The organism is Haloplanus rubicundus, from assembly GCF_003342675.1.
GTDB lineage: Archaea > Halobacteriota > Halobacteria > Halobacteriales > Haloferacaceae > Haloplanus > Haloplanus rubicundus.
The window spans coordinates 633,356-656,712 of sequence record NZ_CP031148.1 but is presented as its reverse complement, the minus strand read 5'-3'; the positions used below and the strand labels follow the sequence as shown (position 1 = coordinate 656,712).

Here is a 23,357-nt window from a genome sequence, read left to right as displayed (position 1 = left end):
GTGCCCTAAGTGTGCCCGTTCCCGATCCGGCTGACGGTCGTCGCCGCGTCGCCCACGAGTTGCCGTTCGACCGCGTCGATCACCGGGTCGGGGTCGCTCGGCCCGCCCGCGGCCGCGACGCTCCCGACGCTCGCCGGGTCGAAGGGCTGTTCGAGGGCGCCGTACACCGCGTCGACCACGTCCGCGAACGCCCCGCGGTCGGCGACGACGACACAGCCGGCGACGAGGGTGGCGTCGGTGCGGACCCGCTGAGCGATACCCACGACCTTCCCCTCACACTGGAGCGAGTGACTGCCCGGACAGAACGCGTCGGGCGGTTCGCCGGGGACGGCGTCGACGCCGAGGCTCGCGAGCGCGCGCCGGAGGCTCCCGACCGCCGCGTCGTAGCGGTCGTCGAGGCCGACCCGCGGGTCCGCGACGGGCACGGCGTGGGCGAACGCGACGGTCGACCCCGTGTAGGCGACGGCCCGACCGCCGACCGACCGCTCGACCGGGTCGAAGCCGCGTTCGCGGGCGGCCGCGACGGCGCGGTCGTACCCCGGCTCGGCCGCCTCGCGCCGCCCGAACGCCACCTGGCGGTGTGGCGCCCACACCCGGACCGCCGGCTCACCCGTCTCGCCCGTCCGGGCGAGCATCGTCCGGGTTCGCTCCCGGTCGGCCGCGATGGTCGCCGCCCGGCCGCGGAGGACACGCATGGGTCGCCGCAGGCGCCGGACGGTGAAAACCGTGTGGCTAGCGGACCGGGGGTTTAGCTGTCGGGTGCCGTTCCCAGCGGGTGGTAACGTGAGCTATAACACCGGCGCGGCGCGCAGTTCGGCCCATGACCGCCCACGACATGCGTCGCGACGAAATCGACGCGTTCCTCCGTGACATCGGTACCGGCGTGTTGTCGCTGACCGACGGCGCCGAGACGTACGCCATCCCCGAGTCGTTCGGCTACGACGACGGGACGCTCTACTTCCAGTTCGGCTACGGCGACGACAGCAACAAACTCTCGTATCTCTCGACGACCGACGTGGCGACGTTCACCGCCTACACCGTCGACCCCGCGCGTAGCGTCGTCGCCCGTGGTCCGGTCGAGCCAGTCTCCGACCCGGCCGACGACCGGGCCGCGGCGGCGCTCGCCGGGAACGCGACGATTCCGAACGTGAACGTCAGCCCCGACGGCGACGTGCAGTTCGCCTTCTACCGCCTCGACCCCGACGAACTCTCGGGCCGGGCGTTCGGCGCGACTCCGGACGGCCTCGTCGGATAGGCGAGCGTATAAGCCGCCCCGCCCCAACCCCCGCTATGGTCACGGTTCCGGCGTCGACGCTCGCGAACTACCGGCGCTTTTCGCTCTACAACTCGCCGTACGCCGCCCACGACCACGGCTGTGCCATCGACCTGTATCCCGAGGACGACCGCGGGCGCTCGCCCGTCGCGGGCGAGGTAGTCGACACCCAGACGGTTCGGGTTCCCGACCGACCGTACGCCGTCACCGAAGATCACCTGATCCTGATCGACACCGGCGCGTACGTCGCCCGCGTCCTCCACGTCGACCCCGCGGTGTCGCCCGGTGATCGGGTCGCAGTCGGCGACTCGCTCGGCGAGATGGTTCGCTCCGGCTTCTTCGGCCAGTGGGTCGACAACCACGTCCACCTCGGCTTCCGCGACCCGGACGCGAACCCCTATCGCGCCGCGGGATCGCTCCCCGTCGAGGTGGACGTGGACGTACACCCCCTCGGCTGGGACGGAACGGGCGTCGTCCGCGACGTCGGCGAGACGTCCGTCGTCCTCGACGAACCGAAGCATCCGGACCCGGGGACGTGGGCGGGGCTGGCCGCCGGTCCGGGGGTCGTCCTCGACGGCGGCTGTCCCCACTACGACGGCGGCGGCGTCCTGCCGGGCGCCGACGGTCCCGTCTCGCTCGTGGGGGCACGCGTCGGCGCCGCCGACGGGCGCGACGTGACGTGGGACGACGTGACGCTTTCGGCGAACGGGGAACCGATCAGGGGGGTGTCGCTCTTTATCGCCCGCGACGCCGCCTTCGGCGCGAAGCTCGTCTGCCCGGGCCACGACTTCGCCGTCGGCGAGCGGATCACCGTGTCCGTCGGCCGGAAGTGACCGAGACGGACGACGGACCGCCGGCGGGACGACCAGTTCGGTGGGAACCGTACACGCCCACCGGTAGCTTTTGAATCCCCTGCACCAACGATGGGGCGATGAGCGACGACCCGGACGCACCGGAGCGCCCAGCCGACCGCGAGTCGCCGGTCGGCCAGCCCGTCGTCCGCGCCGACCCCGCGGTGACGGGCGAGCGGGCGACCGACGCCGTCGGCTTCGACCCCGACGACCCCGAGAGCGTCCAGCTCGCCGCCGACACGGTGCGTTCGTTCGCGGAGAACACCGTCGGCTCGGAGGACCACGTCTACATGCTCCGGGGGGCGGCAGCGTGTGCGGCACTGGTGCGGGGCGTCGGCTCCTACAAGGCGGCCGCGGAGCGTGCCGGCGGCGACGTGTCGGTCGCCTTCATTCGCAAGTGGGCGCGGGTCCACGACCTGCCGCAGGCGATCCGCCGGCACGTCGCCCGCGGCACCATCGCCCCCACCGCCGCCAAACACCTCGCGCGCGTCTCGGGCGACGACCGCTACGCGCTGGCGTGGGCGACGCTCGAACACGACCTCACCGTCCGCGAGATTCGCCGCCTCGCCAGCGAGGTGGGCAACGGCGCGTCCGTCGAGGACGCTCTCTCGGACCGCGACCTCACCTTCGGTCGCATGGGCGTGATCCTGCCGCCGGATCAGTACATCGAACTCCGGCGCCGGGCGTCGGTCGAGAACCGCGACCCGGACGGGCTGGTGGCGGAGGCGCTGGACGAGTTTCTGGAGCTTTCAGCGGACGGCGGTAGCTGAAAACGTTTATACCGTAGCGTCGGATACGACTCGGTGAGGGCCGGTAGCTCAGTCAGGCAGAGCGTCTGGCTTTTAACGTGGTCGCCCGGTCGAACGGGCGGGTGCGGAAGTGACCAGACGGTCGGGGGTTCAACTCCCTCCCGGCCCGTGCAACGAGACGGTGAGCGGAGCGAACCGTCGAGTGAACCGGCAGGAAGGAGTTGAACCACGCGAGACGAACGTAGTGAGTCTCGCAATCGGGGTCAACTCCCTCCCGGCCCGTTTCGTGCACCGCCACTACCCCATCACCACCAGCCGCGCCTCCGTCTCACGCACCCCGTCCACCACCACGTCGACGGCGTGGTTCCCGCCGGACGGGTTCCGGGCCACGGCGTACTCGACGAACAGCGCACCGTTGGTCCGGGGCTCGGCGAGCGTCACGTGGAACCGGCCGTCGTCGGTGACGTGCGCCTCGGCGACGGCGACGGTATCGGCGTCGTCGGTCCGGACCCGGACGCCACGCTCCGGCAGCACCGCCGTATCGAGGTCCCGGTAGTCGACGACGACGGAGCGCGTCGGCACGTCGACTTCGAGGACGAGCGTGTGCGCGACCGGCGTGTCGGCCGCGCCGGGGAGCGACGGGTCCGCGAGGAGCGTCGTCCGCAGGTCGGACGGCGCGACCGGGCCGTCGCCGACGGGCGTCCAGCAGGCCACGTCGACGGTGTCCGACCGTGGCGACGGGGGGCCGAGGCCGTCCGCCGGTGCGGTCGTGGGTCCGTCGCCGTCGAACGTACGGTCCCGAACCCGTGGCGGCGGCCGCGTCACGAGCCGTTCGAGCGTCGTCCGGGGCGGTTGCCGTCGCCAGTTTCGAGGGGGCACGGTCGACGAATGCCCCTCCGTGGTCGTCAGTAATCGGTTCGTGTGTGGCCCTAATCGACGATTAACCGTCCAATCGCTCGCCCTGATAGCTCCCGTCGTAGGTGCCGTCGTGGTTCGCCTCGGCGAAGACCAACTGCGCGATCCGAGCGTCGGGTTCGATTTCCACGGGCCGGTGGACGGCCAGCAGTCCCTCGCCGCGGCCCTCGTAGCCGGCGTCCCAGACGGCCGTATGGAGCATGCAGGCGTTGCGCATGAGCGACGAGCGCGGGTAGACGAAGCCGACGTGGCCCTCGGGAATCCGGATCGTCTCGCCGTAGCGGGCGACGTAGCCGCCGGGGGAGAGGACGTACGCGTCGGCGTCGGGGTCGATCGGCTCGCGGGCCGCGACGTGTTTGCCGTCGCGGCCGATCCGGCCGCGCTCGGTCGGTTCGAGGACCGCCTCTACGGTCAGGTCGACGCCGTTCGGCTGGACCTGTTCGGGCGCGACGGGCGTGACGTGGTCGGCGACGAACGAACCGGCACGGAACATACCGGGGGGTCGCCGAGTGAGGACAAAACCGTGGCGGTCGGGTCGATAGACGATCCGCCGAGCGGGCGCAAACGCGGCGAAAATTCGTGATAGAGCCGCCCGTGGAGAGTGTTAGAGAGCGTCAACGCGGGTTTTATATCCATCGGCGGTCGATGGCCGGACGTTATGGGACAGACGCTCACGGAAAAAATTCTCGACGACCACCTCGTCGAGGGAGATCTGGAACCCGGCGAGGAGATCGGGATCGAGATCGATCAGGTGCTGACACAGGACACGACCGGCACGATGGTCTGGCTGCAGTTCGAGGCGCTCGAACTCGACGAAGTGCAGACGGAACTCGCCGCGCAGTACTGTGACCACCAGACGTACCAGTTCGACTTCAAGAACACCGACGACCACCGCTTCCTCCGCTCCGCCGCGGGCACGTACGGCGCGTACTTCTCCCGCCCGGGCAACGGCATCTGCCACAACGTCCACAAGGAGAACTTCGCGGCGCCCGGGAAGACGATGCTCGGCTCCGACTCCCACACGCCGACGCCCGGCGGCCTGGGCGAACTCGCCATCGGCGCGGGCGGCCTCGACGTGGCCGTCGCCATGGGCGGCGGCCCCTACTTCGTCGAGATGCCCGAAGTCGTGAACGTCCGACTGGAGGGCGAACTCCCCGACTGGGCGACCGCGAAGGACCTCATCCTCGAGATGCTGCGGCGCCTCTCGGTCAAGGGCGGCGTCGGCAAGGTGTTCGAGTACTCCGGCCCCGGCGTCGAGAGCCTCTCGGTGCCCGAACGGACCACCGTCACGAACATGGGGACGGAACTCGGTGCGACCACCTCCATCTTCCCGACCGACGAGCGCACCAAAAACTACCTCGACCGGCAGGGTCGTGGCGACGAGTACGTCGAACTCTCACCCGACGAAGACGCGGAGTACGCCGACGAAATCGTCGTCGACCTCTCGGAGCTGGAGCCGCTCGTCTCCACGCCGTCGATGCCGGACAACGTCGTGCCCGTCCGCGAGGTCGCCGGCACCGACGTCGAACAGGTCATCGTCGGCTCCTGTACCAACGGCGGCTACGCGGACATCCTGCCCGCCGCGAAGATGCTCGAGGGCCGCGAGATCCAGAAGGACCTCGAGATGATCGTCGCCCCCGGCTCGAAGCAGGCCGGCGAACTCCTCGCCCGTCAGGGCTGGACCGCGGAGATGATGGCGGCCGGCGTCAACGTCTCCGAATCGACGTGTGGCCCCTGCATCGGCATCGGCCACGTCCCAGCCTCCGACTCCGTCTCCATGCGGACCTTCAACCGCAACTTCGAGGGGCGGTCCGGCATCGAGAACGACTCGGTGTTCCTCTGCTCGCCGCAGGTGGCCGCCGCGGCCGCGCTCAAAGGCGAAATCGTCGACCCGCGCGACCTGGCCGAGGAACTCGGCGACCTGGAGTCGCCGGGCGTCGAACTCCCCGAGAAGTACGACGGCTCGAAAGCCGACATCATCGAGCCCGACGAGGCCGTCGACGACGACCTGATCAAGGGGCCGAACATCGGCGACGTGCCGCTGAAGGACCCGCTCGGGGCCGACATCGGCGGTGAGACCCTCCTCAAGATGGAGGACAACATCACTACCGACCACATCATCCCCGCCACCTCGGACATCCTCAAGTTCCGTTCGAACATCGAGCGGCTGTCCGAGTTCACGCTCTCCCGCGTCGACGAGACGTTCGCGGAGCGCGCGAAGGCGTCGGATCACGGCGTCCTCGTCGCCGGCGAGAACTACGGCCAGGGCTCCTCCCGCGAGCACGCGGCGATGTGTCCGATGTATCTCGGCGTCGAGGCCGTTCTCGCGCAGTCGTTCGCCCGCATCCACAAGGCGAACCTGTTCAACTTCGGCCTCCTGCCGCTGACCATCGACGCGGAGACGTACGACCGCATCGACCAGGGCGACCACGTCGAAGTCGTCGACGACGTGGCTGCCGCGGTGGAGTCCGGCGCGGAGGAGTTCACCATCCGCGTCAACGACGACTGGGAGGCGACCGCGCAGTTCGACGCCTCCGAGCGCGAGCGCGAAATCCTCGCGGCCGGCGGCAAGCTCACCCTCACGAAACAGCAGTACCAAGAGGACGCCGACGGCGCGACGCCCGCCGACGACTGAATCCATCGGCTCCACCGCACCCGGCGGATTCGCGGCTCCGAATGGCGAGCGATGGACTGCATCCGGAGGGTGCCACCCTCAGTCCGCGGTCGTCCGATCGTTCGCTTCCGTCCCGACGTAGCCCGCGACCGTCGGGTAGAGCAGGACGAGCGGAACCGCCCCGAGCACGACGCCGTGTGTGACCGTGTTGCCGCCGACGCTGACGGCGGCCGCCACCACGCCGGCGTCGGCGTCGATCGCCAGGAACGCTAGCCCCTCGGCGAAGGCTTGGGCGAACGCGCCGAGGACGGCGGCCACCACCTGTGCGCGCCTGTCGGACGGGTCCCCGGCGACCCGGTGGAGGTACCAGCCGAACACGGTGAAGCCGACAACGTAGCCGATGAATCCGATCGGATCGTCCAGTTCGTACCCCTCGAAGACGTCGAGGATGCCCTCGCCGACCGCCGCACCGAGCCCGGCCGAGAGCGTGGGGAATCCGAACCGACAGACTGCGACGAGGAGATAGACCAAGAAGAACGGCTTCAGATCCACGTCCGTGGCGATCTCTCCCGGCGCCTCCGTGACCAGCAGTCCGGCGGCAAACAACAGGCAACTCAGGACGCCGATACCGATCATTCGGAGCGGGTTTCCCCCCCGACTGGGGGCATCGATTCCATCCGCCTCGGTCGGCGAGTCCCCGAGCATCGATCGATTCTTGTCGAACTAACGTAAAATACTCCGGTGCCGATTATCAGCCGAGAGACCACCACAAGAGCACTATATAGCACTCATACGAGTGTTCATTGTCGTGTGTCGTATGGGTCTCGTCACGATGAGCATCGCCGCCAAGTGGCTCCGGCGCGATCCCGGACGCGTCGGCATGTGGGTGCTGTGGACGGCGTTCACGAGCGCCTACATCGTCTTCTTCTACCTGTACAACGACGCCCGGGAGATCGCGGACGCGGAGCTCGACGGCTACCTCGAGGTGATCCTGCTCGGGATACCGCTGATGGTCACGTTCGCCGCGACCGTCTGGATGTCCGAGTCGGACGTGGATCGATCGCTTCACTACCGGGTCGTAGTGTGGACCGTCGGCGTCTCGGTGTTGTTTCTGGTGGCGGTGACGACGGCGCTGTTCGTCCTCGACCCGCAGTACGACCGCGGCGAACATCTGCTCATGCTGTTGATGTCGGCGGGATTCGGGGCGTCGATGGGCGCGGTGACTGGCATCGTCGAGGCGCGGTCGGTTCACTACGGGCGGGCCCAGGAGCGCGCCCGGGTCGAGGCTCGTCGCCGTCGGCGCGAACAGCGGCGACTCGAGTATCTGAACCAGTATCTGCGCCACGAGGTGTTGAACGAGGTGAACAAGATCAACGGTTACGCGGATCTGGTGGCGGCCCGTCTGGACGACGACGACGCCCGCGAGTGGGTCGAGGTAATCGAACAGTCGAGCGCCGAGGTTGGCACGTTCATCGCGTCGATCCGGTCGATCATGACCGACGACACCGAGAACCTCCACATCCGCCCAACCGACGTAACCGCCGTCGCCGAGACGACGGCCGATCGGGTGCGGACGACCGGCGACGGCACGGACGTCGTCGTCGACGCGCCCGGTCCGGTGTACGCCGCGGCCGGCGACCTGCTCGACCGGGTGTTCGTCAACCTCGTCGAGAACGCCGTCGAGCACTGCGCCGATCCGAGCGTCCGGATCACCGTCCGCTCCCAGGGCGACAGCGTCACAGTCAGCGTCCGCGACGACGGCCCGGGCATCCCCGACGACGCGCGCGAGACGCTGTTCGACCCGCCGGAAGCCGGTGACCACGGCTACGGCCTCTTTTTGAGTCAGCACCTCGTCGAACTGTACGGTGGCCGTCTCGAACTCGACGAGACCGGACCCGACGGCACGGCGTTCTCGATGCGACTCGACGCGGCGGAGGCGCCCGACTGCCCGAATCCGGAGACTGCAGAGGGTCGGAAGACCGCGGCGACGTGATGCCCGAGGGCTTTTGCTCCCGTCGTCCGTACCCGAGCGTGTGGCCACTCCCCCCGAATCCGCCGACGTGACCATCCGCGACGCCGAGCGGTCGGACCTGGAGTCGGTCGTGGCCATCGAACGCGCTGCCTTCGATCAGCCGTGGCCCTACACCGCCTTCGAGCGCTTTCTCGGCGAGTCCGGCTTCCTGGTGGCCGTAAAAGACCGCGAGGTGGGACATCGACCACGCACCGACACCGTGGTCGGCTACGTCGTCGGCGACGTGACGCCCAACTTCGGCCGCGACATCGGGCACGTGAAGGACCTCGCCGTCGCCGACGCGGCCCGCCGGTGCGGCATCGGTCGCTCGCTGCTCGTCCAGTCGCTCGCCGCCCTCGCCGTCGACGGCGCCGAGGTGGTGAAACTGGAGGTGCGCGAGAGCAACGACCCCGCCCGGACGCTGTATCGCGACGTCGGCTTCGACGTCGCCAGACGCGTCTCGCGATACTACCGGGACGGCGAGGACGCCCTCGTGATGGTGCTCGACGTGGCGGCGTGGCGGGGGTCGGACGCCGGGGAAGCCGAACCCTAATGCCCCTCAGGCCCCGTTTTCCGGGCATGGGACACGCCTGCCCGGTCTGTGCGACGCCCCAGCGCGACGCCGAGCATCTCGCGAACCACCTCGCCTTTACCGCCATGCTCCACGGCGACGCCCACGAGGCGTGGCTGGACGAACACGCCCCGGGGTGGGAGTCGGAGGGCGTCGCCGAACTCGCGCCGGTCGTCGTCGAGTACGCCGAGACGGTCGAGTACGACGAGGTGTTCGAGGATACGGTGCCCGAGGGCGACGGGCACGACCACGACCACGGGCACCCCCCGACCGGCGCCGCGTTCGACGCCGGCGACGCCGACGCCGACGCCGACACCCAGCGCGTCCTCGCGGAGGCCCGCGAGCTGACGCGGGCGATGCTGGACGACGAGGACGGCGACGCCGCGGACGACGATAACAAGTCGTAAGCCGTCGCCGGCGGACGGGGACGTATGGAGACCGAAGGTGTGTTCGCCCCCGAGACGCTCGAAGACGCCCGCGAGGCCTACGAGTCGGTCGGCCCGGCGGCACAGACGGTCGTCCGCGAGACGGCGACGGCGATGGACTTCGACAGCGAGGAGTACCGGGAGCGTGTGACGAGCGACGTGGTGGAGACGGCGCGGGACGCGCTCTTTGCCTCGTTGCTGGTCGTCCACGTCGGGGACTTCGAGTCGTTCGCGGACTGGCGTGCCGACGCCGCGGTCGAGGTGACGCTGCTCGGCAGCGAGGACGTGGACAACGTCGTCTGGCACGTCGCGCCCTTCGCGGATGCGGCGGTGGCAGCCACCTACCAGAACGAACGCGACGCGGCGGCCGCGACGTGTCGGCGGTCGGCGTTCGGGCGGCTCTACCGCGACGCGCTGTAGGCGCCGAAAGGCGTTTGCCCGCCGCGCGCCAACGGCCGCCGTGCGACCGATCACCCGCCGTGCGATCATCGGCTTCGCCCTCGTCTGTCTCGCCCTCCTCGCCCTCGGCGCCCTCCCCTCCTTCCTGGGCGCCGGCGAGCCGTACTACCTGACGGCGACGCCCACCGACGCCGACGGGGAGGCGGTGAACGTCACCGGCCTCTCGGAGCGTCGCTACCCCTACCTCACGAGCGCCATCGAGTCGGCGTCGGGGCGCTCCGACCCCTATCGCCGCGGCCCGTTCGGCCTGAAGGAGTCGTTCGCCCACTCGCCGTTCGACGAGCGGGACGGACTGGTGGCCCGGAATCCCGACGCCCGACGCGACGGGGGCGTCCTCGTCGAGGACGGCGACGACCGGTATCTGGTGGCGGTGAGTCGCGGATGACCGATCACGACTGGCCGGTAATCGAGTCGGTGACGGAGTACGAAACCGGCTGGTACACCGGGGGGTACGATCTGGTCGAACAGCCCGACGGGTCGACGAAGCGCTACTACTGGGCGGAGCTCCCGCCGGCGGCGGTGGTGGTCGCCGTCGTCGACGACCGACTCCTCTTCGTCGAGCAGTTCCGGCCGACCATCAGGGAGACGCAACTCGAACTCCCGGCGGGCATCGTCGAGGACGGCGAATCGTTCACGACGGCCGCGGCGCGAGAACTGCAGGAGGAGACGGGCTTCGCTCCGGACTCGACGGCGCTGCTCGACGACTTCTGGACCTGCACCGGCGTCCTGCGGCACCGCCGCGGCATCGTCTTCGCCGAGGGCCTGACCCCCGCCGCCCGCGACCTCGACGGCAACGAGTTTCTCACCGTTCGAACCGTCCCCGTCGCCGACGCCCTCGACGTGGCCCGCGCCCCGCCGACCAACGACGCCACCATCGAGGGCGTGTTGCTCGCACGCGAGGAAGGCCTGTTGTAGGCAAGAACGACGCTCGACTGACAATTTTTGTGACCCCGGCGCTCAAGGGAGGGTATGTCCGGCCCGGACCCCCGCGACCGATCACGCCGGCTGGCCTCCACCGCCCGCGAGACGGGTGGGTCGATCTACGACCGCACCCAACAGACGTTGCTGACGGGCATCGCCATCACGATTCCGGTGATCGTGACGCTGTACATTCTCACCGTCGTCCTCGATTTCATCTCCGGCGCGCTCGACCCCTTCATCGCCCTGTTGCGGTGGTTCGGGATCATCGAACAGTTCGAGCGCGTCCGCTTCGTCAGCCTCCTGATCGAGGTGGGAGTCTACCCGTACGTCGTCGACTTCTTCACCGAATTCGTCGCGCTGATCGTCCTCTTCTTGCTCGTCACGACCATCGGGACGGTCGGGCGCAACCGCTACGGCGAGCGCCTCATCGACGTCTTCGATTTCGCCATCACGTCGATTCCGGGCGTCGGGACGGTGTACAAGAGCTTCCGACGGATGGGCGACGTGATGCTCGACGAGGGCGGCGAGAACTTTCAGGACATCAAACTCGTCCAGTGTTTCGAGGAGGACGTCTACGTCCTGGGATTCGTGACGAGCGAGTCGCCGGAGACCATCGAAACGTCGACCGGCCACGACGACATGGTGTCGATGTTTCTCCCGCTGGCGCCGAACCCGGTCACCGGTGGCCTCCTCACCTACGTCCCCGAGAAGGACGTCTACGACATCGACATGACCGTCGAGGAGGGGGTCCGGAGCATCCTCACGAGCGGCGTCGCCACCGGACGAGGGGTCGAAGAGTCGACACAACTCACGATGGACGACCTCAAGCGCGTCACCGACCTCGACTGGCGGGAGTCGATCCGAACCGACGACGGGGACGGGGAGTCGGCGACGGACGACGAGTGACCGTTCGCGTGACCAAAATCGAGATTGTTCCAATCCGATAACGTAAGTTCGGCTGGAGTCGATGGATCGGTAATGGATCCCGCGTTCGCGCCTCGCAGCAACAGAACCGTCCCCGTCGTCCGGCACCCCGTCCGTCCGCGGTGGTCTCGGCATGTCTGATCGGGCGCTCGTCGTCCTCGCCGTCGCCGTCGTCCTGGCGACGAGTGCGGTGCCGCTCGGCGCCGGCGTCGCGTCGGCGGAGAGTCAGGTCGTCGTCCAGTCGGTCGCCGTCGACCCGTCGACGCCCCGCGTCGGCGAGGACGTGACCGTCACCGCGACGATACGGAACTTCGAGAGCAGCAGCGACGCGGCACGGATCAACCAGGTGTCGCTCCGCGCCGGGAGTCGAACCCTCGCGACCGCCAGGGATCTCGGGACGCTCGGTTCCGGCGGCACGGTCGAACTCCCGCTCACCACGGACTTCGAGACGCCGGGGCGGAAGGATCTCACCCTCCACGTCTACGGGCAGGGCATCGGCGGCGGCATCTTCAACGTCCAGTATCCCGTGTCAGTGTCGGTCAACGAACGCGACAGCGACGTCCAGCTCTCCCTGGAGACGCCGAACGACCCCTCGACCGAGGGGCAGGTGAACGTCACCGTCGCCAACGGCGCCCCATCCAACGTCTCCAACCTCCGACTCACGCTGTCGGGACCGAACGCCACCGTCGACGACGCCAGCCGCGTGAACGCGTCGCTGGGAAGCGGCCGCGAGCGCCGCGTCGAGTTCGACGTGACCTTCGACGGTCCCGGCGCCCAGCCGCTCACCGCGTCGCTGTCGTACCGCGACGCCGACGGCGACCGGCGGACGGTCGTCGAATCGCGCACGTTCGACGTCGACCCGCCCGACGTGGACGCCGAACTCGACGCGGAGGTGGTCCGGGAAAACGGCACCGCCCGCATCGACGCCGAACTCACCAACTTCGGGAACGTCCCCCTGGAAGGGGTGCGCCTCCGCGCCGACGCGGACGGCGAGACGGTCGCGCGAAAACTCGTCGCGGACGTGGGGACGGAGTCGACCCGCGAACTGTCCATCGGCGAGTCGAGTCTGCCGGCCGGCGACGTGACCCTGATCGCGAGCTACGAGGCCGCCGGCGAGCGCTACGAGACGACGACGACCGTCGACTTCGCGCCGACGACCGACGGCAACATCTCGCTGACGGGGATCGAAGTGATTCCGGCCGGCGGGGCGATCAGACTCGCCGGCAGCGCCTCGAACACCGGCGAGACGGCCGTGACCGGTGCCGTCGTGAGCGTCGTCGGCACCGAGCGCGTGACGCCGGTGTCGCCGGCGAAAAACTACTTCGTCGGCAACGTGCCGGCGGGCGAGTTCACGTCGTTCGAGTTGACGGCGCGACTGGCGGGCAACCGGACCGACACGGTGCCCATCCGGATCAGCTACATCGCCGACGGCGAGGGGTACACCCGGGTCGTCGACGTGACGATAACCGACGGTGCCGTCGGGGCGTCGCAGGGCGGCCCGGAGCCGGACGGTCCCCCCGGTGGGGGCGGCTTCCTCGGTCTCGGCCGCATCGACGTGGTCGGCCTCCTCCTCCGCCTCGCCCTCGTCGTTGCCGTGGGCGGCGGCGCGTTCTACTGGTGGCAACGCCGCGGTACCGACGAATGATGACGGGACGCGATTCCGGCGCCGCGGCCGACGCCGACCCGGCGACCACCCGTCACCCCGTCGCCGAACTCGACGACGTGACCAAGGAGTACCGGAGCGGCGGCGAGACCATCGCCGCCCTCGCCGACGTCGACTTCGCGGTCGAACCCGGCGAGATGGTCGCCGTCATCGGCCCCAGCGGCTCCGGCAAGAGCACGCTGTTGAACGTGCTGGGTCTCCTCGACGTGCCCACCTCGGGGACGGTGCGTCTCGACGGCGACGACGTGACCGACTACGACGACGAGGCGCGGACGATGGCCCGCCGTCGGACCATCGGCTTCGTCTTCCAGTCGTTCCACCTCGTCCCCATGCTGACCGCCGTCGAGAACGTCCTCGTGCCCACGATGTTCGTGCAGGGGGATCAGACGCCACGGGCGCGGGCGCTGCTGGAACGGATGGGCCTCGACGACCGACTCGACCACCGGCCGGACCAGCTCTCGGGCGGCCAGCGTCAGCGCGTCGCCATCGCCCGCGCGCTGGTGAACGAGCCGCGGCTCCTGCTCGCGGACGAACCGACCGGGAACCTGGACCGGGACACTGGACGCAACATTTTGGAGGAGTTCGAGCGCATCAGCACGGAGGCGGAGGTGGGCGTGGTGGCGGTCACCCACGACGAACTGGTGACCGAGTTCACCGACCGGACGGTCGAACTCGTCGACGGGGTGATCCAGTGAGGGGACCGCTCGACGCGCCGGCGCTTCGGATGGCGTGGCTCAACCTCCAGCGCAACCGGCTCCGAACCGGGCTGGCGACCCTCGGCATCGTCATCGGCGTCGTCGCTATCGCGGCCATCGGCATCACGGGAACGGCGCTCCAGTACGGCGCCACCCAGGAACTCGGCGGGCTGTCGAACACGGTGACGGTGTTTCCCGGCGAGGAGAACGAGGCGGGCGTCGTCACCGACGCGCAGGTCGACTCGATAGAGCGGGTGGCGACCGGTGCCGTGGTCGTCCCGCGGCGCACGGAGACGCTGACGGTGGCCTCCCGGTCCGAACGCCGGCAGGTGAACGTGCAGGCGATGTCCCGGCCCGCGGCGCTCTACGACGCCGCGGAGGGCACCATCCCGTCGCCGATGCGGAGCGGCGCCTTGCTCAACGCCGAACTCGCCGCCGAGCTCGGGGTGGAACTCGGGCAGACCGTCTCCATCGGCGGCCGCTCGTATCGCATCATCGCCATCCTCGACGAACCCGGCGGCTTCGGGCAGGGCGTCTCGGTCGTCGTCCCCCTCGACGACGTCGACGGGGACGGCTACGACCAGGTGACCGTCGTCGCGGCGGACGGCGAGGACGCCCAGCGCCTGGCCGCGGAGATACCGGCGGAACTGAACCAGCGCGAGGAGGTGGTGGGGACGTTCACCCCCGCCGACATCCAGGAGACCGTCAGCGGCTTCTTCGCCACGCTGAACGCCGCGCTCCTCGGCGTCGGCTCCATCTCGCTGGTCGTCGCCGGCGTCAGCATCCTGAACGTCATGCTGATGAGCGTGGTCGAGCGCCGCGCCGAAATCGGAGTCTTCCGGGCCGTGGGCATCCGACGACGGGAGGTGATGCGGATGATCGTCGCGGAAGCTGCGCTCCTCGGCGTCGTCGGCGGCGCCGTCGGCGTCGTCCTCTCGATACTGATCGGCTACACCGTCAACGGACAGCTCAACGGCCAGCCGGGGCTTGTCTTCCAGCCGCGCAACCTGGAGTTCCTCGCGCTCGGCTTCGGGTTCGCGGTGATCGCGAGCACGGTCAGCGGCCTCTACCCCGCGTGGAAGGCGTCGACGGCGAACCCGGTCGAGGTGCTGCGGGGCTGATACTGCCGGCTGTAAGTCGATCGAGATATTTGCCATCCCGAGATGGCGAATATCTTGAAACGGTTACAGCCGACAGTACGAATTCGGCGCTCGACGGCGTGGGAAACCGTTATGTGAACCACCGCGCAAGCCCCGGTAGTTATGGGACAGACACTCACGGAGAAGATTCTGGAGGATCACCTCGTCGACGGCGAGATAGCGACGGGCGAGGAGGTCGGCATCGCGGTCGATCAGACCATCGCCCACGACCTGACGGGAACGATGGCGTGGCTCCAGTTCGAGGCGCTCGGCCTCGACGAGGTACAGGTCGAGGTGGCCGGCCAGCACTGCGACCACCAGACCTACCAGCCGGACTTCAAGGTGTCCGACGACCACCGCTTCCTCCGGTCGGCCGCGGGCACCTACGGCGCCTACTTCGCGCGGCCGGGCACCGGCATCCTCCACCAGGTCCACAAGGAGAACTTCACGGCGCCGGGCAAGACCCTCATCGGTGCGGATTCGCACACCCCGACGGCGGGTGGCCTCGGCTGTCTCGGCATCGGCACCGGCGGCCTCGACGTGGCCACCGCGATGGGCGGCGCGCCCTACTACCTCGACGTGCCCGAAATCGTCAACGTCCGCCTCGAAGGGGCACTCCCCGAGTGGTCCACCGCGAAAGACGTCATCCTCGAACTCCTCCGGCGGTTCTCGGTCAAGGAGGGCGTCGGCAAGGTGTTCGAGTACACCGGCCCCGGCGTCGAGACGCTCTCGGCCCACGAGCGCACCGTCATCACGAACATGGGGACGGAACTCGGCGCCACCACCTCCATCTTCCCGACCGACGAGCGCACGAAGGAGTTCTTCGAGCGCCTCGGCCGGCCGGAGGACTTCGTCGAACTCTCGCCCGACCCCGACGCGGAGTACGACGACGAAATCGTCGTCGACCTCTCCGACATCGAACCCCTGATCGCGTGTCCGTCGATGCCGGACAACGTGGTGCCGGTCCGGGAAGTGGCGGGCACCGAGACCGATCAGGTGCTCGTCGGCTCCTGTACCAACGGCGCCTACGAGGACATCCTCCCCGTGGCGAAGATGCTCCGCGACCGCGAGGTGGCGAAGCGAACCGAGATGATCGTCGCACCGGGATCGAAACAGGCCGCCGAGATGGCGGCGCGGAACGGTCTCACCGCGGAACTGATGGCCGCCGGCGTCAACATCTCCGAGGCGACGTGTGGCGCCTGCATCGGCGCCGGCCACGTCCCCGCCTCCGACTCCGTGAGCGTCCGCACCTTCAACCGCAACTTCGAGGGACGCTCCGGGATGGAAGACGACGCGGTCTATCTCTGCTCGCCCGAAGTCGCCGCGGCGACGGCGCTGACCGGCGAGATCACCGATCCGCGTGACCTGGCCGACGAACTCGACGACCTGGAGGCGCCCGGCTTCGAGTACCCCGAACGCTACATCGGCGCCAGCGAGTCGGACATCATCATGCCGGACCAGGCCGTCGACGACGGCCTCGTCAAGGGACCGAACATCGACGAAGTGCCCCTGAAAGAACCGCTCGGCAGTGAGCTGACGGGACCGGCGCTCCTGAAGATGCCCGACAACATCACGACCGACCACATCATCCCGGCGACCCAGGAGGTGTCGGTCTACCGCTCGAACGTGCCCAAGCTCTCCGAGTTCACGCTCAAGCGGGTCGACGAGACGTTCGCGGGGCGGGCCGCCGAGGCCGACGGCGGCTTCCTCGTCGCCGGCGAGAACTACGGCCAGGGCTCCTCACGGGAACACGCCGCGCTCTGTCCGATGTACCTCGGCATCCACGGCGTCCTCGCGCAGTCGTTCGCCCGCATCCACAAGTCCAACCTGATCAACTTCGGCCTCCTGCCGCTGAGCATCGACGCGGAGACGTACGACCGCATCGAGCAGGGCGACGACGTCGAACTCGTCGACGACGCGGTCGAAGCGGTCGAGAGCGGGCAGGAGACGCTCACTATCCGCGTGAACGACGACTGGGAGGCGACGGCTCACCTCGACGCCAACGAGCGCGAACGTGAACTGCTCGCGGCGGGCGGAAAACTTCCGCACACGCGCCGGGAGTTCGCGGACGGCGTCGACGAGGAGGCGTAGGCGGGGCCACCGAAAGATCCCGCCTCGAATCGGAACGTCGAGATGCGGCCGCCGAATCGCATGCCAACCGTTAAGTGCCGGATTGCTGATATGCAGCGTATATGGCGTTGAGTGACTCGCTGGCGAACTACTTCGGCTTCGAGGAGCACGGGACGACGCTCCGGACGGAGGTGCTCGCGGGACTCACGACGTTCCTGACGATGTCGTACATCGTCGTCGTGAACCCGAGCATTCTCGTCGGGATTCCGGGCGAGAAACCAGGCATCGTCGTGGCGGGATACGGTCCCGGCGAGGTACAGTCGATGCTCGCCGTCGTCACCATCGTCGCGGCGGCGACGGCGACGCTGATCATGGCGCTGTACGCCAACCGCCCGTTCGGACAGGCGCCCGGCCTCGGCCTGAACGCCTTCTTCGCCTTCACCGTCGTCGGGGCGCTCGGCATCCCCTGGCAGACGGCGCTCGCCGCCGTCGTCGTCGAGGGCATCGTCTTCATCGTCCTCACCGCCATCGGCGCCCGCGAGTACATCATCCGAGCGTTTCCGGAGCCCGTCAAGTTCGCCGTCGGTACCGGGATCGGACTCTTTCTCGCCATCATCGGCTTACAGGCCATGGGCATCGTCGTCGACGACCCGGCGACGCTGATCACGCTCGGCGCCGTCGCGTCCGATCCGGTCGCCATCGTCTCCGTCGTCGGCCTCCTCTTTACGTTCGCGCTCTACGCCCGCGGGATTCGCGGATCGATCATCCTCGGCATCGTCGGGACGACGGCGCTCGGCTGGATCGTCGCCAACGCGGGCCTCGTGGGCGGCGACGCGGCCGGTCGCCTCGTCGCCGGCGCCCCCGGCGCCACCTACGACATCACGCCCCTCGCAGGGGCGTTCGTCGTCGGCCTCGCCGACATCGAGGCGTTCACCTTCGCGCTGGTCGTGTTCACCTTCTTTTTCGTCGACTTCTTCGACACCGCGGGGACGCTCACCGGCGTCGCCCAGATTGCGGGCTTTCTCGACGAGAAGGGGAACCTCCCGGACATCGACAAGCCGCTGATGGCCGACGCCGTCGGGACGACGGTCGGCGGGATGCTCGGCACCTCCACCGTCACGACCTACATCGAGTCGGCCTCCGGCGTCGAGGAGGGCGGCCGGACGGGGATGACCGCCCTCGTCGTCGCCCTGCTCTTTCTCGCGTCGCTGGCCGTCGTCCCCCTCGCCGCCGCCATCCCCCTCTACGCCTCCCACATCGCCCTCGTCGTCATCGGCGTCGTGATGCTCGGCAACGTCGTCGACATCGCGTGGGACGACCTCTCTTATGCGATTCCGGCGGGCATGACCATCCTCGTGATGCCGCTGACCTACTCCATCGCGACGGGCATCGCGGCGGGCATCGTCACCTACCCCATCGTGAAGGCGGCGCGCGGCGAGTGGGGCGACGTGCGCCCCGGCCACTGGGTGCTCGCGGGCGCGTTCGTCATGTACTACGTGGTGCGGACGAACACGCTGGCGTAGGCCCTGGGCGTCCACCGGCCTCGCGCCCGCAGCGCACACGTCCGTCGGCCTCAAGTTCGCGGAGCCTGTACGCCCACTCGATGCCGAACCTGGAACTCTACGAACTCCCCGGCTGTCCCTACTGCGCGAAGGTAAAGACCAAACTCGACGAACTCGGGCTGGAGTACGTCTCCCACGAGGTGCCGCGCTCGCACCCCGAGCGAACGGAAGTGGAGGAAGTGAGCGGGCAGACGGGCGTCCCCGTCCTCGTCGATCCGGACCACGACGTCGAGGGGATGTCCGAGAGCGACGACATCGTCGCGTATCTGGAGCAGACGTACGGCGCTTAAGACTCCTCGACGACGTACGATCCGAAGTTCTCGACGGTGCCGACCGGCGGCGCGCCGAACGCCAGCCAGACGTGGGTCTCGTCGGTGTGATTACAGAGGTTCCGAACCGTCTCCGGGGCGACGCGGACGACGCCGCCGGCGGGCACGTCGTGTACCTCGCCGGCGAGCGATATCTGTCCGCCGTCCATCGAGACGAACACCTCCTCCTGTCCCTCGTGGGTGTGGGGCGTCGTCACCTCCCCCGGCTCGACGACGACCTGATTCACCCGGAGTTCGGTCGCCCCGAGCGGCGCCGTCAGCTTCCGGACCGTCGTCTCACACGTGTTGAACTGTTCGGCCGGTACGTCGGCGGGGTGGACGATGCTGTAGCCGTCCGTCATGGACGGGGTGTCGGCGCGGGCGCGCAAAATCTTTCGTCTTCGGTTAGCTCTCGGCGGGCGCCCGTGCGCGTTCGAGGATCAGGTCGCGCAGGTCGTCGGCGTCCCGGAGCGCCGCGAGTTCCTCCTGGCTCACGAGCGCCGTCCCCTCGATGGCGTCCCGCTTCTCGCGTTCTTCGGTGACATAGACCGACCGCGTGCGGGTGACTTCGCCGAGCGAGGACATGATCCGGGCGCGTTTCTCCGCGCTCCGGGTGAAGGCCGAGTGGCCGGTGAGCAGGTTCTCGATCTCGTGGTCGCCGTCCTCGCTGACGGCGGTGAAGGGCGCGCGGTTCGTCGGGTGGACGGTGAAGCCGACGCGGGCGAGGACGGCGAGGACGTGATCCTCCTCGGGGTCGAGGGCGGGGTCCTGGGGCGTCGGCTCCGCGTCCCGCACCGCATCGGCGCCCTCCAGCACGTTCACGGGGTCGCTGAAGGGCTGGTCGAACAGCTCCTCGAGCTTGATCGCCACCTCGATGCTGGCGTTCATGCCGTCCTCGTACTTCGAGACGGTGCGCCGGGAGACGCCGAGTTCGGTCGCCAGCCGACCGAGGCTCCAGCCGCGCTCCTCGCGTTCGTCCGCGAGCAAGTCGCCGTCGATGTTGACGTAGAGGCCGCCGGGCGCCGCGTAGATGAGCGGCGGGACGTTCTCGACGAACAGGTCGAAGGCGGTGTCGGGGTTGATCGCGGGCACGCCGTGGCGGAAGTAGACCACCTCTGGTTTCAGGTCCTCGTCGCGGGTGCGCAGGCCGATGACCAGCGGCGTCGCCGAGAGGTAGGAGCCGAGGCGGCGCATCTCGGTCCCGGTTTCGGCGTCGAGGCTATCGACGTTGGCGAGAATCTTCACCAACAGCAGGTCGTCGCCGCGCCGGGCCGCCAGGTCGAAGCTCTTGGGGCGGATCGAACACCGGTCGCTCACCACGAAGCCCGCGTCCTGCAGCATCGCAGTGACGTTTCCGACCAGTGCTGACCGTGACATAGCGGGAGGTAAGCGCTCCGTCACATATATAAGTTGTGTCGGGCATCCGTATCACGTCCGTCGATTGGCGGAGACGACCCACGCCGGCGCGACCCCACCGCGAGACGGGGGCGACGACAGCGCTTATCACCGGCCGTCCGCCTACACCCCCTGTGACCCTCGTCGGCCTCGACGACACCGACTCCCGCGAGCACGGGATGTGTACGACGTACGTGGCGGCCCGCGTGGCCGACGCCATCGAGGCGGCCGGCGGGACCGTCGAGCGCCGCCTCCTGATCCGTCTCAACCCCGCCGTCGAGTACAAGACGCGGGGCAACGCCGCCCTCTGCATCGAGACGGACCTCGACCCGGACCGGGCGTTCGCCCTCGCCGTCGCGGCCGTCGACCGGCTGGCCGAAACCGACGACCCGCGGACGGACCCGGGTGTCGTCGTCGCGGACGCGTCGGTGCCGGACGCCGTCGCCGACTTCGCCCGCCGGGCGCTCCACGAGAAACTCGGGGTCGACGAGACGCGCGCCCTCCTGGATCGGCTGGGTTACCGCCACCACGGCGGCCGGGGCCGGATCGGCGCCCTCGCGGCCGTCGGCGCCGACCGCGCCTTCGACGACTGGACCTACGAACGGATCGCCTACCGGGACCTAGAACGGTGCGGGACGCCCCGCGACGTGGACCGCGAGAGTGCGTTCGCGGCGGCCGAGGCGGCCTACCCCGACGCCTGGGACACGGTGGACCGGGTCGAGGACGAACTCGTCTGCGTGCCGGCGGCACCGGGACCGATCCTCTACGGGATCCGCGGCGACGACCCCGCGACGGTCCGCGCGGTAGCGGCGAATATCGAGAGCGAACCCGTCGCACGGGCGGTCACGTACCGCACCAACCAGGGAACGGACGCCCACCTCCGCCCGGGGACCGCAGCGTCCGTCGAGGACGGCCGCGCGTACCGGGTCGACGGCGTCGTCGACGACGCGCCGGAGACGCGGGCGGGCGGGCACGTCCACCTGTCGATCCGCGACGGCGACGCGACCCTCCCGTGTGTGGCGTTCGAGCCGACCAAACGGTTCCGGGACCGGGTGCGGCGTCTCCGCCCCGGCGACCGCGTGACGGTCTGTGGCGAGGTTGGCAACGGGACGCTCAAGCTGGAGAAGTTCGTCCTCAGAGAACTGGTGCGGACCGAACGGGTCGTTCCGACCTGCCCCGACTGCGGCCGGTCGATGGAGAGCGCTGGCCGCGAGCAAGGCTACCGGTGTCGCGACTGCGGGACGACGGCCCCCGGCCGCGTGGAGCGACCGCTCGACCGGACGCTCGATCCGGGGTGGTACGAGGTGCCGCCGTGTGCCCGCCGACACGTCGCCCAACCGCTCGTTCGCGGCGGTTTCGACGCACCGACCCACCCCGAACGGTGACGGTAGGCCACGACTGAACCCGTTCAACGGGTCGTTAACCCGTAGTAATCAGTGAATAGCCAAGCCGGATGCGCGCCTCGCGTCGACTGTGATGTGTGATCGACCCGCACGGACCGGGAGGGCAGTGCCGTGAGTTCGGCCGACGAGGGGGAGCCACCCGTCGCGGCGGACACCTCCGCGCTCGACCGCTGGCCGACGTACACGCTCGACCACACCATCGAAGCCGTCGGTAGCGACGGCGAACAGTGTACGATCTTTCCCTCCGTAGTCGACGACGGAGAGCGGCTCACGGCGTGGATCACGGCGAGCGACGACGCCTTCGTCGCCATCGACGAGATCAGATGACTACTTCCCGCGGCCGGTGAGCGGAACGACGACATCGGTCCCGCCTTCGAGGACGCCCCGGTCGCGATACTCCCGGAGCCCCGCGACGGCCGCCGCGGCGGTCGGTTCCACGTCGAAACCGCGCGCCAGAAGCGCGTCGCGTGCCCGGGCAACGGCGTCGCTCGACACCGCGACGGCGTCGCCGTCGGTCGCGTCGATGGCGTCCACGACGGCCTCACGGCGCACCGGCTCGCGTACCTGAATCCCGTCCGCGAGGTCGTTGGTCTCCGGCCCCAGGTGACCCGCGACCGGCGCGTACCCCGCCGCCTGCACCGCCAGCAGTCGGGGCATCCGGTCGGTCCAGCCGGCCTCGACGAGCGCTCGGAACCCCCGATAGGCTCCGAGAAGCAACGTACCGTGACCGAGGGGGACGACGACGGCGTCCGGGACCGACCAGTCGCGCTGGGCGGCGAGTTCGATGCCGAACGTCGCCGTCCCCGCGAAGAAGGCGGGGTTCCAGGCGTGGCTAGCGTACCAGGCGAGCGAGGAACGCCGTTCCTCGCTCGCCTCGACGACGTTCCGACAGGCCGCGGCCACCGTCTCGCGGTCCCCTGCCACCTCGACGACGCGTGCCCCGACGGCCTCGATGGCCCGCCGCTTCGCGGCCGTGACGGACACCGGGACGTAGATGTCGGCATCGAGGCCCGCGCGAGCGGCGTAGGCAGCGATGGCCGCGCCCGCGTTGCCGGAGGAGTCCTCGACGACTCGGTCGGCGCCGCGTTCGACCGCCCGCGAGACGACGGTCGCCGCACCGCGGTCCTTGAAACTCCCCGTGGGCGAGACGTACTCCAGTTTGAACGTCGCGTCCCACTCGGGGGCGTCGACCAGCGGGGTGAACCCCTCCCCCAGCGTGACGTGCCGGGCGACTGGGAGGAACTCGGAGAACGCCCACAGGCCGCGCCGGGAGTCGAACGCCGAGAAGTCGGGCGCCGGCCCGTCGGGACGCGGTTCGGACGCGAACTCCAGTGGCGCGCCACAGCTGCAGCGCCAGCGGTCGGCGTAGGTGCGGTCACAGACGGAGCAGACGAGGTCGGCGGACACGG

26 protein-coding genes and 1 tRNA gene are annotated in these 23,357 nt (G+C 69.3%); 20 read left to right on the top strand and 7 right to left on the bottom strand.

Annotated features, from left to right (window positions below):
- Positions 1-5 precede the first annotated feature (5 nt).
- Positions 6-695, bottom strand: a complete 690-nt coding sequence (locus DU484_RS04185; protein ID WP_114605181.1) for a lipoyl protein ligase domain-containing protein — start codon at positions 693-695, stop codon at positions 6-8.
- A gap of 125 nt (positions 696-820) precedes the next feature.
- On the opposite strand from DU484_RS04185, the gene DU484_RS04180 reads away from it, so the two are divergent.
- From DU484_RS04180 to DU484_RS04165, 4 genes are all read left to right on the top strand, one after another.
- Positions 821-1,255, top strand: a complete 435-nt coding sequence (locus tag DU484_RS04180; RefSeq protein ID WP_114584932.1) for a pyridoxamine 5'-phosphate oxidase family protein — start codon at positions 821-823, stop codon at positions 1,253-1,255.
- Positions 1,256-1,290: 35 nt separating this feature from the next.
- Positions 1,291-2,106: a hypothetical protein gene (locus DU484_RS04175; protein WP_114584931.1), complete on the top strand. Its 816-nt coding sequence runs from the start codon at positions 1,291-1,293 to the stop codon at positions 2,104-2,106.
- A gap of 98 nt (positions 2,107-2,204) precedes the next feature.
- Entirely contained in the window at positions 2,205-2,894 is a 690-nt protein-coding gene (locus DU484_RS04170) for a DUF7119 family protein (RefSeq protein WP_114584930.1), read from the top strand.
- Positions 2,895-2,931: 37 nt separating this feature from the next.
- Positions 2,932-3,042, top strand: a tRNA-Lys gene (locus DU484_RS04165).
- Between the two features lie 128 nt (positions 3,043-3,170).
- On the opposite strand, the gene DU484_RS04160 is transcribed toward DU484_RS04165, so the two are convergent.
- Together DU484_RS04160 and DU484_RS04155 are read right to left on the bottom strand one after the other, a co-directional pair.
- Positions 3,171-3,752 (bottom strand): hypothetical protein, encoded by a 582-nt coding sequence (locus DU484_RS04160; protein WP_114605180.1) that lies wholly within the window; start codon positions 3,750-3,752, stop codon positions 3,171-3,173.
- A gap of 61 nt (positions 3,753-3,813) precedes the next feature.
- Positions 3,814-4,281: a deoxyuridine 5'-triphosphate nucleotidohydrolase gene (locus DU484_RS04155; protein ID WP_114605179.1), complete on the bottom strand. Its 468-nt coding sequence runs from the start codon at positions 4,279-4,281 to the stop codon at positions 3,814-3,816.
- 165 nt (positions 4,282-4,446) lie between these two features.
- Between DU484_RS04155 and DU484_RS04150 the strand changes: the two genes are divergently transcribed.
- Positions 4,447-6,423, top strand: coding sequence for an aconitate hydratase (locus tag DU484_RS04150; protein ID WP_114605178.1), 1,977 nt, complete (start codon positions 4,447-4,449; stop codon positions 6,421-6,423).
- 78 nt (positions 6,424-6,501) lie between these two features.
- On the opposite strand, the gene DU484_RS04145 is transcribed toward DU484_RS04150, so the two are convergent.
- Positions 6,502-7,107 (bottom strand): hypothetical protein, encoded by a 606-nt coding sequence (locus DU484_RS04145; RefSeq protein ID WP_114605177.1) that lies wholly within the window; start codon positions 7,105-7,107, stop codon positions 6,502-6,504.
- A 112-nt stretch (positions 7,108-7,219) separates the two neighbouring features.
- Between DU484_RS04145 and DU484_RS04140 the strand changes: the two genes are divergently transcribed.
- The 13 genes from DU484_RS04140 to DU484_RS04080 all read left to right on the top strand — a co-directional run bounded on the left by DU484_RS04140 (position 7,220) and on the right by DU484_RS04080 (position 19,132).
- Positions 7,220-8,395 (top strand): sensor histidine kinase, encoded by a 1,176-nt coding sequence (locus DU484_RS04140; RefSeq protein ID WP_114584925.1) that lies wholly within the window; start codon positions 7,220-7,222, stop codon positions 8,393-8,395.
- 40 nt (positions 8,396-8,435) lie between these two features.
- Positions 8,436-8,966, top strand: coding sequence for a ribosomal protein S18-alanine N-acetyltransferase (rimI, locus tag DU484_RS04135; protein WP_114584924.1), 531 nt, complete (start codon positions 8,436-8,438; stop codon positions 8,964-8,966).
- 26 nt (positions 8,967-8,992) lie between these two features.
- Positions 8,993-9,391: a DUF5810 domain-containing protein gene (locus tag DU484_RS04130; protein WP_114605176.1), complete on the top strand. Its 399-nt coding sequence runs from the start codon at positions 8,993-8,995 to the stop codon at positions 9,389-9,391.
- Positions 9,392-9,415: 24 nt separating this feature from the next.
- Positions 9,416-9,829, top strand: a complete 414-nt coding sequence (locus tag DU484_RS04125) for a DUF5809 family protein (RefSeq protein WP_114584922.1) — start codon at positions 9,416-9,418, stop codon at positions 9,827-9,829.
- A 40-nt stretch (positions 9,830-9,869) separates the two neighbouring features.
- On the top strand, positions 9,870-10,253 hold the full coding sequence (locus DU484_RS04120) for a hypothetical protein (RefSeq protein ID WP_114584921.1): 384 nt from the start codon (positions 9,870-9,872) through the stop codon (positions 10,251-10,253).
- On the top strand, positions 10,250-10,783 hold the full coding sequence (locus DU484_RS04115; RefSeq protein ID WP_114584920.1) for an NUDIX hydrolase: 534 nt from the start codon (positions 10,250-10,252) through the stop codon (positions 10,781-10,783). Before DU484_RS04120 ends, DU484_RS04115 begins: the two co-directional genes overlap by 4 nt.
- Before the next feature lie 54 nt (positions 10,784-10,837).
- Entirely contained in the window at positions 10,838-11,695 is an 858-nt protein-coding gene (locus tag DU484_RS04110; protein WP_114584919.1) for a DUF502 domain-containing protein, read from the top strand.
- Positions 11,696-11,846: 151 nt separating this feature from the next.
- Positions 11,847-13,358: a COG1361 family protein gene (locus DU484_RS04105; RefSeq protein WP_114605175.1), complete on the top strand. Its 1,512-nt coding sequence runs from the start codon at positions 11,847-11,849 to the stop codon at positions 13,356-13,358.
- Positions 13,358-14,071 (top strand): ABC transporter ATP-binding protein, encoded by a 714-nt coding sequence (locus DU484_RS04100; protein WP_114587158.1) that lies wholly within the window; start codon positions 13,358-13,360, stop codon positions 14,069-14,071. The genes DU484_RS04105 and DU484_RS04100 overlap by 1 nt, the downstream gene beginning before the upstream one ends.
- On the top strand, positions 14,068-15,192 hold the full coding sequence (locus DU484_RS04095; protein ID WP_262342842.1) for an ABC transporter permease: 1,125 nt from the start codon (positions 14,068-14,070) through the stop codon (positions 15,190-15,192). The genes DU484_RS04100 and DU484_RS04095 overlap by 4 nt, the downstream gene beginning before the upstream one ends.
- Before the next feature lie 141 nt (positions 15,193-15,333).
- Positions 15,334-17,301: an aconitate hydratase gene (locus tag DU484_RS04090; protein ID WP_114605173.1), complete on the top strand. Its 1,968-nt coding sequence runs from the start codon at positions 15,334-15,336 to the stop codon at positions 17,299-17,301.
- Between the two features lie 101 nt (positions 17,302-17,402).
- A complete protein-coding gene (locus DU484_RS04085; RefSeq protein WP_114605172.1) occupies positions 17,403-18,803 on the top strand; it encodes an NCS2 family permease in 1,401 nt (466 codons plus the stop codon).
- A gap of 80 nt (positions 18,804-18,883) precedes the next feature.
- Positions 18,884-19,132: a glutathione S-transferase N-terminal domain-containing protein gene (locus DU484_RS04080; RefSeq protein WP_114584914.1), complete on the top strand. Its 249-nt coding sequence runs from the start codon at positions 18,884-18,886 to the stop codon at positions 19,130-19,132.
- Here the strand turns inward: DU484_RS04080 and DU484_RS04075 are convergent.
- Both DU484_RS04075 and DU484_RS04070 read right to left on the bottom strand, forming a co-directional pair.
- Positions 19,129-19,512, bottom strand: a complete 384-nt coding sequence (locus tag DU484_RS04075) for a cupin domain-containing protein (RefSeq protein WP_114605171.1) — start codon at positions 19,510-19,512, stop codon at positions 19,129-19,131. The two genes, DU484_RS04080 and DU484_RS04075, sit on opposite strands and share 4 nt — an antisense overlap.
- A 43-nt stretch (positions 19,513-19,555) precedes the next feature.
- The gene (locus tag DU484_RS04070) at positions 19,556-20,527 is read right to left on the bottom strand and encodes a transcriptional regulator (RefSeq protein ID WP_114584912.1); all 972 of its coding nucleotides are present in this window, start codon (positions 20,525-20,527) and stop codon (positions 19,556-19,558) included.
- Between the two features lie 152 nt (positions 20,528-20,679).
- Between DU484_RS04070 and DU484_RS04065 the strand changes: the two genes are divergently transcribed.
- Together DU484_RS04065 and DU484_RS04060 are read left to right on the top strand one after the other, a co-directional pair.
- Complete coding sequence (locus DU484_RS04065; RefSeq protein ID WP_114605170.1) at positions 20,680-21,930, top strand: tRNA(Ile)(2)-agmatinylcytidine synthase; 1,251 nt, start codon at positions 20,680-20,682, stop codon at positions 21,928-21,930.
- Between the two features lie 129 nt (positions 21,931-22,059).
- Positions 22,060-22,275: a DUF7511 domain-containing protein gene (locus DU484_RS04060; RefSeq protein WP_114605169.1), complete on the top strand. Its 216-nt coding sequence runs from the start codon at positions 22,060-22,062 to the stop codon at positions 22,273-22,275.
- On the opposite strand, the gene DU484_RS04055 is transcribed toward DU484_RS04060, so the two are convergent.
- The gene (locus DU484_RS04055) at positions 22,276-23,355 is read right to left on the bottom strand and encodes a pyridoxal-phosphate dependent enzyme (RefSeq protein ID WP_114605168.1); all 1,080 of its coding nucleotides are present in this window, start codon (positions 23,353-23,355) and stop codon (positions 22,276-22,278) included. It abuts the gene before it with no gap.
- Between the last annotated feature and the right edge of the window lie 2 nt (positions 23,356-23,357).

Bases quoted from the DNA above. Each gene is read 5' to 3' on its own strand.
- DU484_RS04100 (WP_114587158.1), top strand. From the start codon at position 13,358: ATGACGGGACGCGATTCCGGCGCCGCGGCCGACGCCGACCCGGCGACC.
- DU484_RS04150 (WP_114605178.1), top strand. From the start codon at position 4,447: ATGGGACAGACGCTCACGGAAAAAATTCTCGACGACCACCTCGTCGAG.
- DU484_RS04185 (WP_114605181.1), bottom strand. From the start codon at position 695: ATGCGTGTCCTCCGCGGCCGGGCGGCGACCATCGCGGCCGACCGGGAG.
- DU484_RS04085 (WP_114605172.1), top strand. From the start codon at position 17,403: ATGGCGTTGAGTGACTCGCTGGCGAACTACTTCGGCTTCGAGGAGCAC.
- DU484_RS04110 (WP_114584919.1), top strand. From the start codon at position 10,838: ATGTCCGGCCCGGACCCCCGCGACCGATCACGCCGGCTGGCCTCCACC.
- DU484_RS04070 (WP_114584912.1), bottom strand. From the start codon at position 20,527: ATGTCACGGTCAGCACTGGTCGGAAACGTCACTGCGATGCTGCAGGAC.
- DU484_RS04175 (WP_114584931.1), top strand. From the start codon at position 1,291: ATGGTCACGGTTCCGGCGTCGACGCTCGCGAACTACCGGCGCTTTTCG.
- DU484_RS04080 (WP_114584914.1), top strand. From the start codon at position 18,884: ATGCCGAACCTGGAACTCTACGAACTCCCCGGCTGTCCCTACTGCGCG.
- DU484_RS04130 (WP_114605176.1), top strand. From the start codon at position 8,993: ATGGGACACGCCTGCCCGGTCTGTGCGACGCCCCAGCGCGACGCCGAG.
- DU484_RS04115 (WP_114584920.1), top strand. From the start codon at position 10,250: ATGACCGATCACGACTGGCCGGTAATCGAGTCGGTGACGGAGTACGAA.
- DU484_RS04140 (WP_114584925.1), top strand. From the start codon at position 7,220: ATGGGTCTCGTCACGATGAGCATCGCCGCCAAGTGGCTCCGGCGCGAT.
- DU484_RS04075 (WP_114605171.1), bottom strand. From the start codon at position 19,512: ATGACGGACGGCTACAGCATCGTCCACCCCGCCGACGTACCGGCCGAA.
- DU484_RS04090 (WP_114605173.1), top strand. From the start codon at position 15,334: ATGGGACAGACACTCACGGAGAAGATTCTGGAGGATCACCTCGTCGAC.
- DU484_RS04180 (WP_114584932.1), top strand. From the start codon at position 821: ATGACCGCCCACGACATGCGTCGCGACGAAATCGACGCGTTCCTCCGT.
- DU484_RS04105 (WP_114605175.1), top strand. From the start codon at position 11,847: ATGTCTGATCGGGCGCTCGTCGTCCTCGCCGTCGCCGTCGTCCTGGCG.
- DU484_RS04145 (WP_114605177.1), bottom strand. From the start codon at position 7,107: ATGCTCGGGGACTCGCCGACCGAGGCGGATGGAATCGATGCCCCCAGT.
- DU484_RS04155 (WP_114605179.1), bottom strand. From the start codon at position 4,281: ATGTTCCGTGCCGGTTCGTTCGTCGCCGACCACGTCACGCCCGTCGCG.
- DU484_RS04125 (WP_114584922.1), top strand. From the start codon at position 9,416: ATGGAGACCGAAGGTGTGTTCGCCCCCGAGACGCTCGAAGACGCCCGC.
- DU484_RS04170 (WP_114584930.1), top strand. From the start codon at position 2,205: ATGAGCGACGACCCGGACGCACCGGAGCGCCCAGCCGACCGCGAGTCG.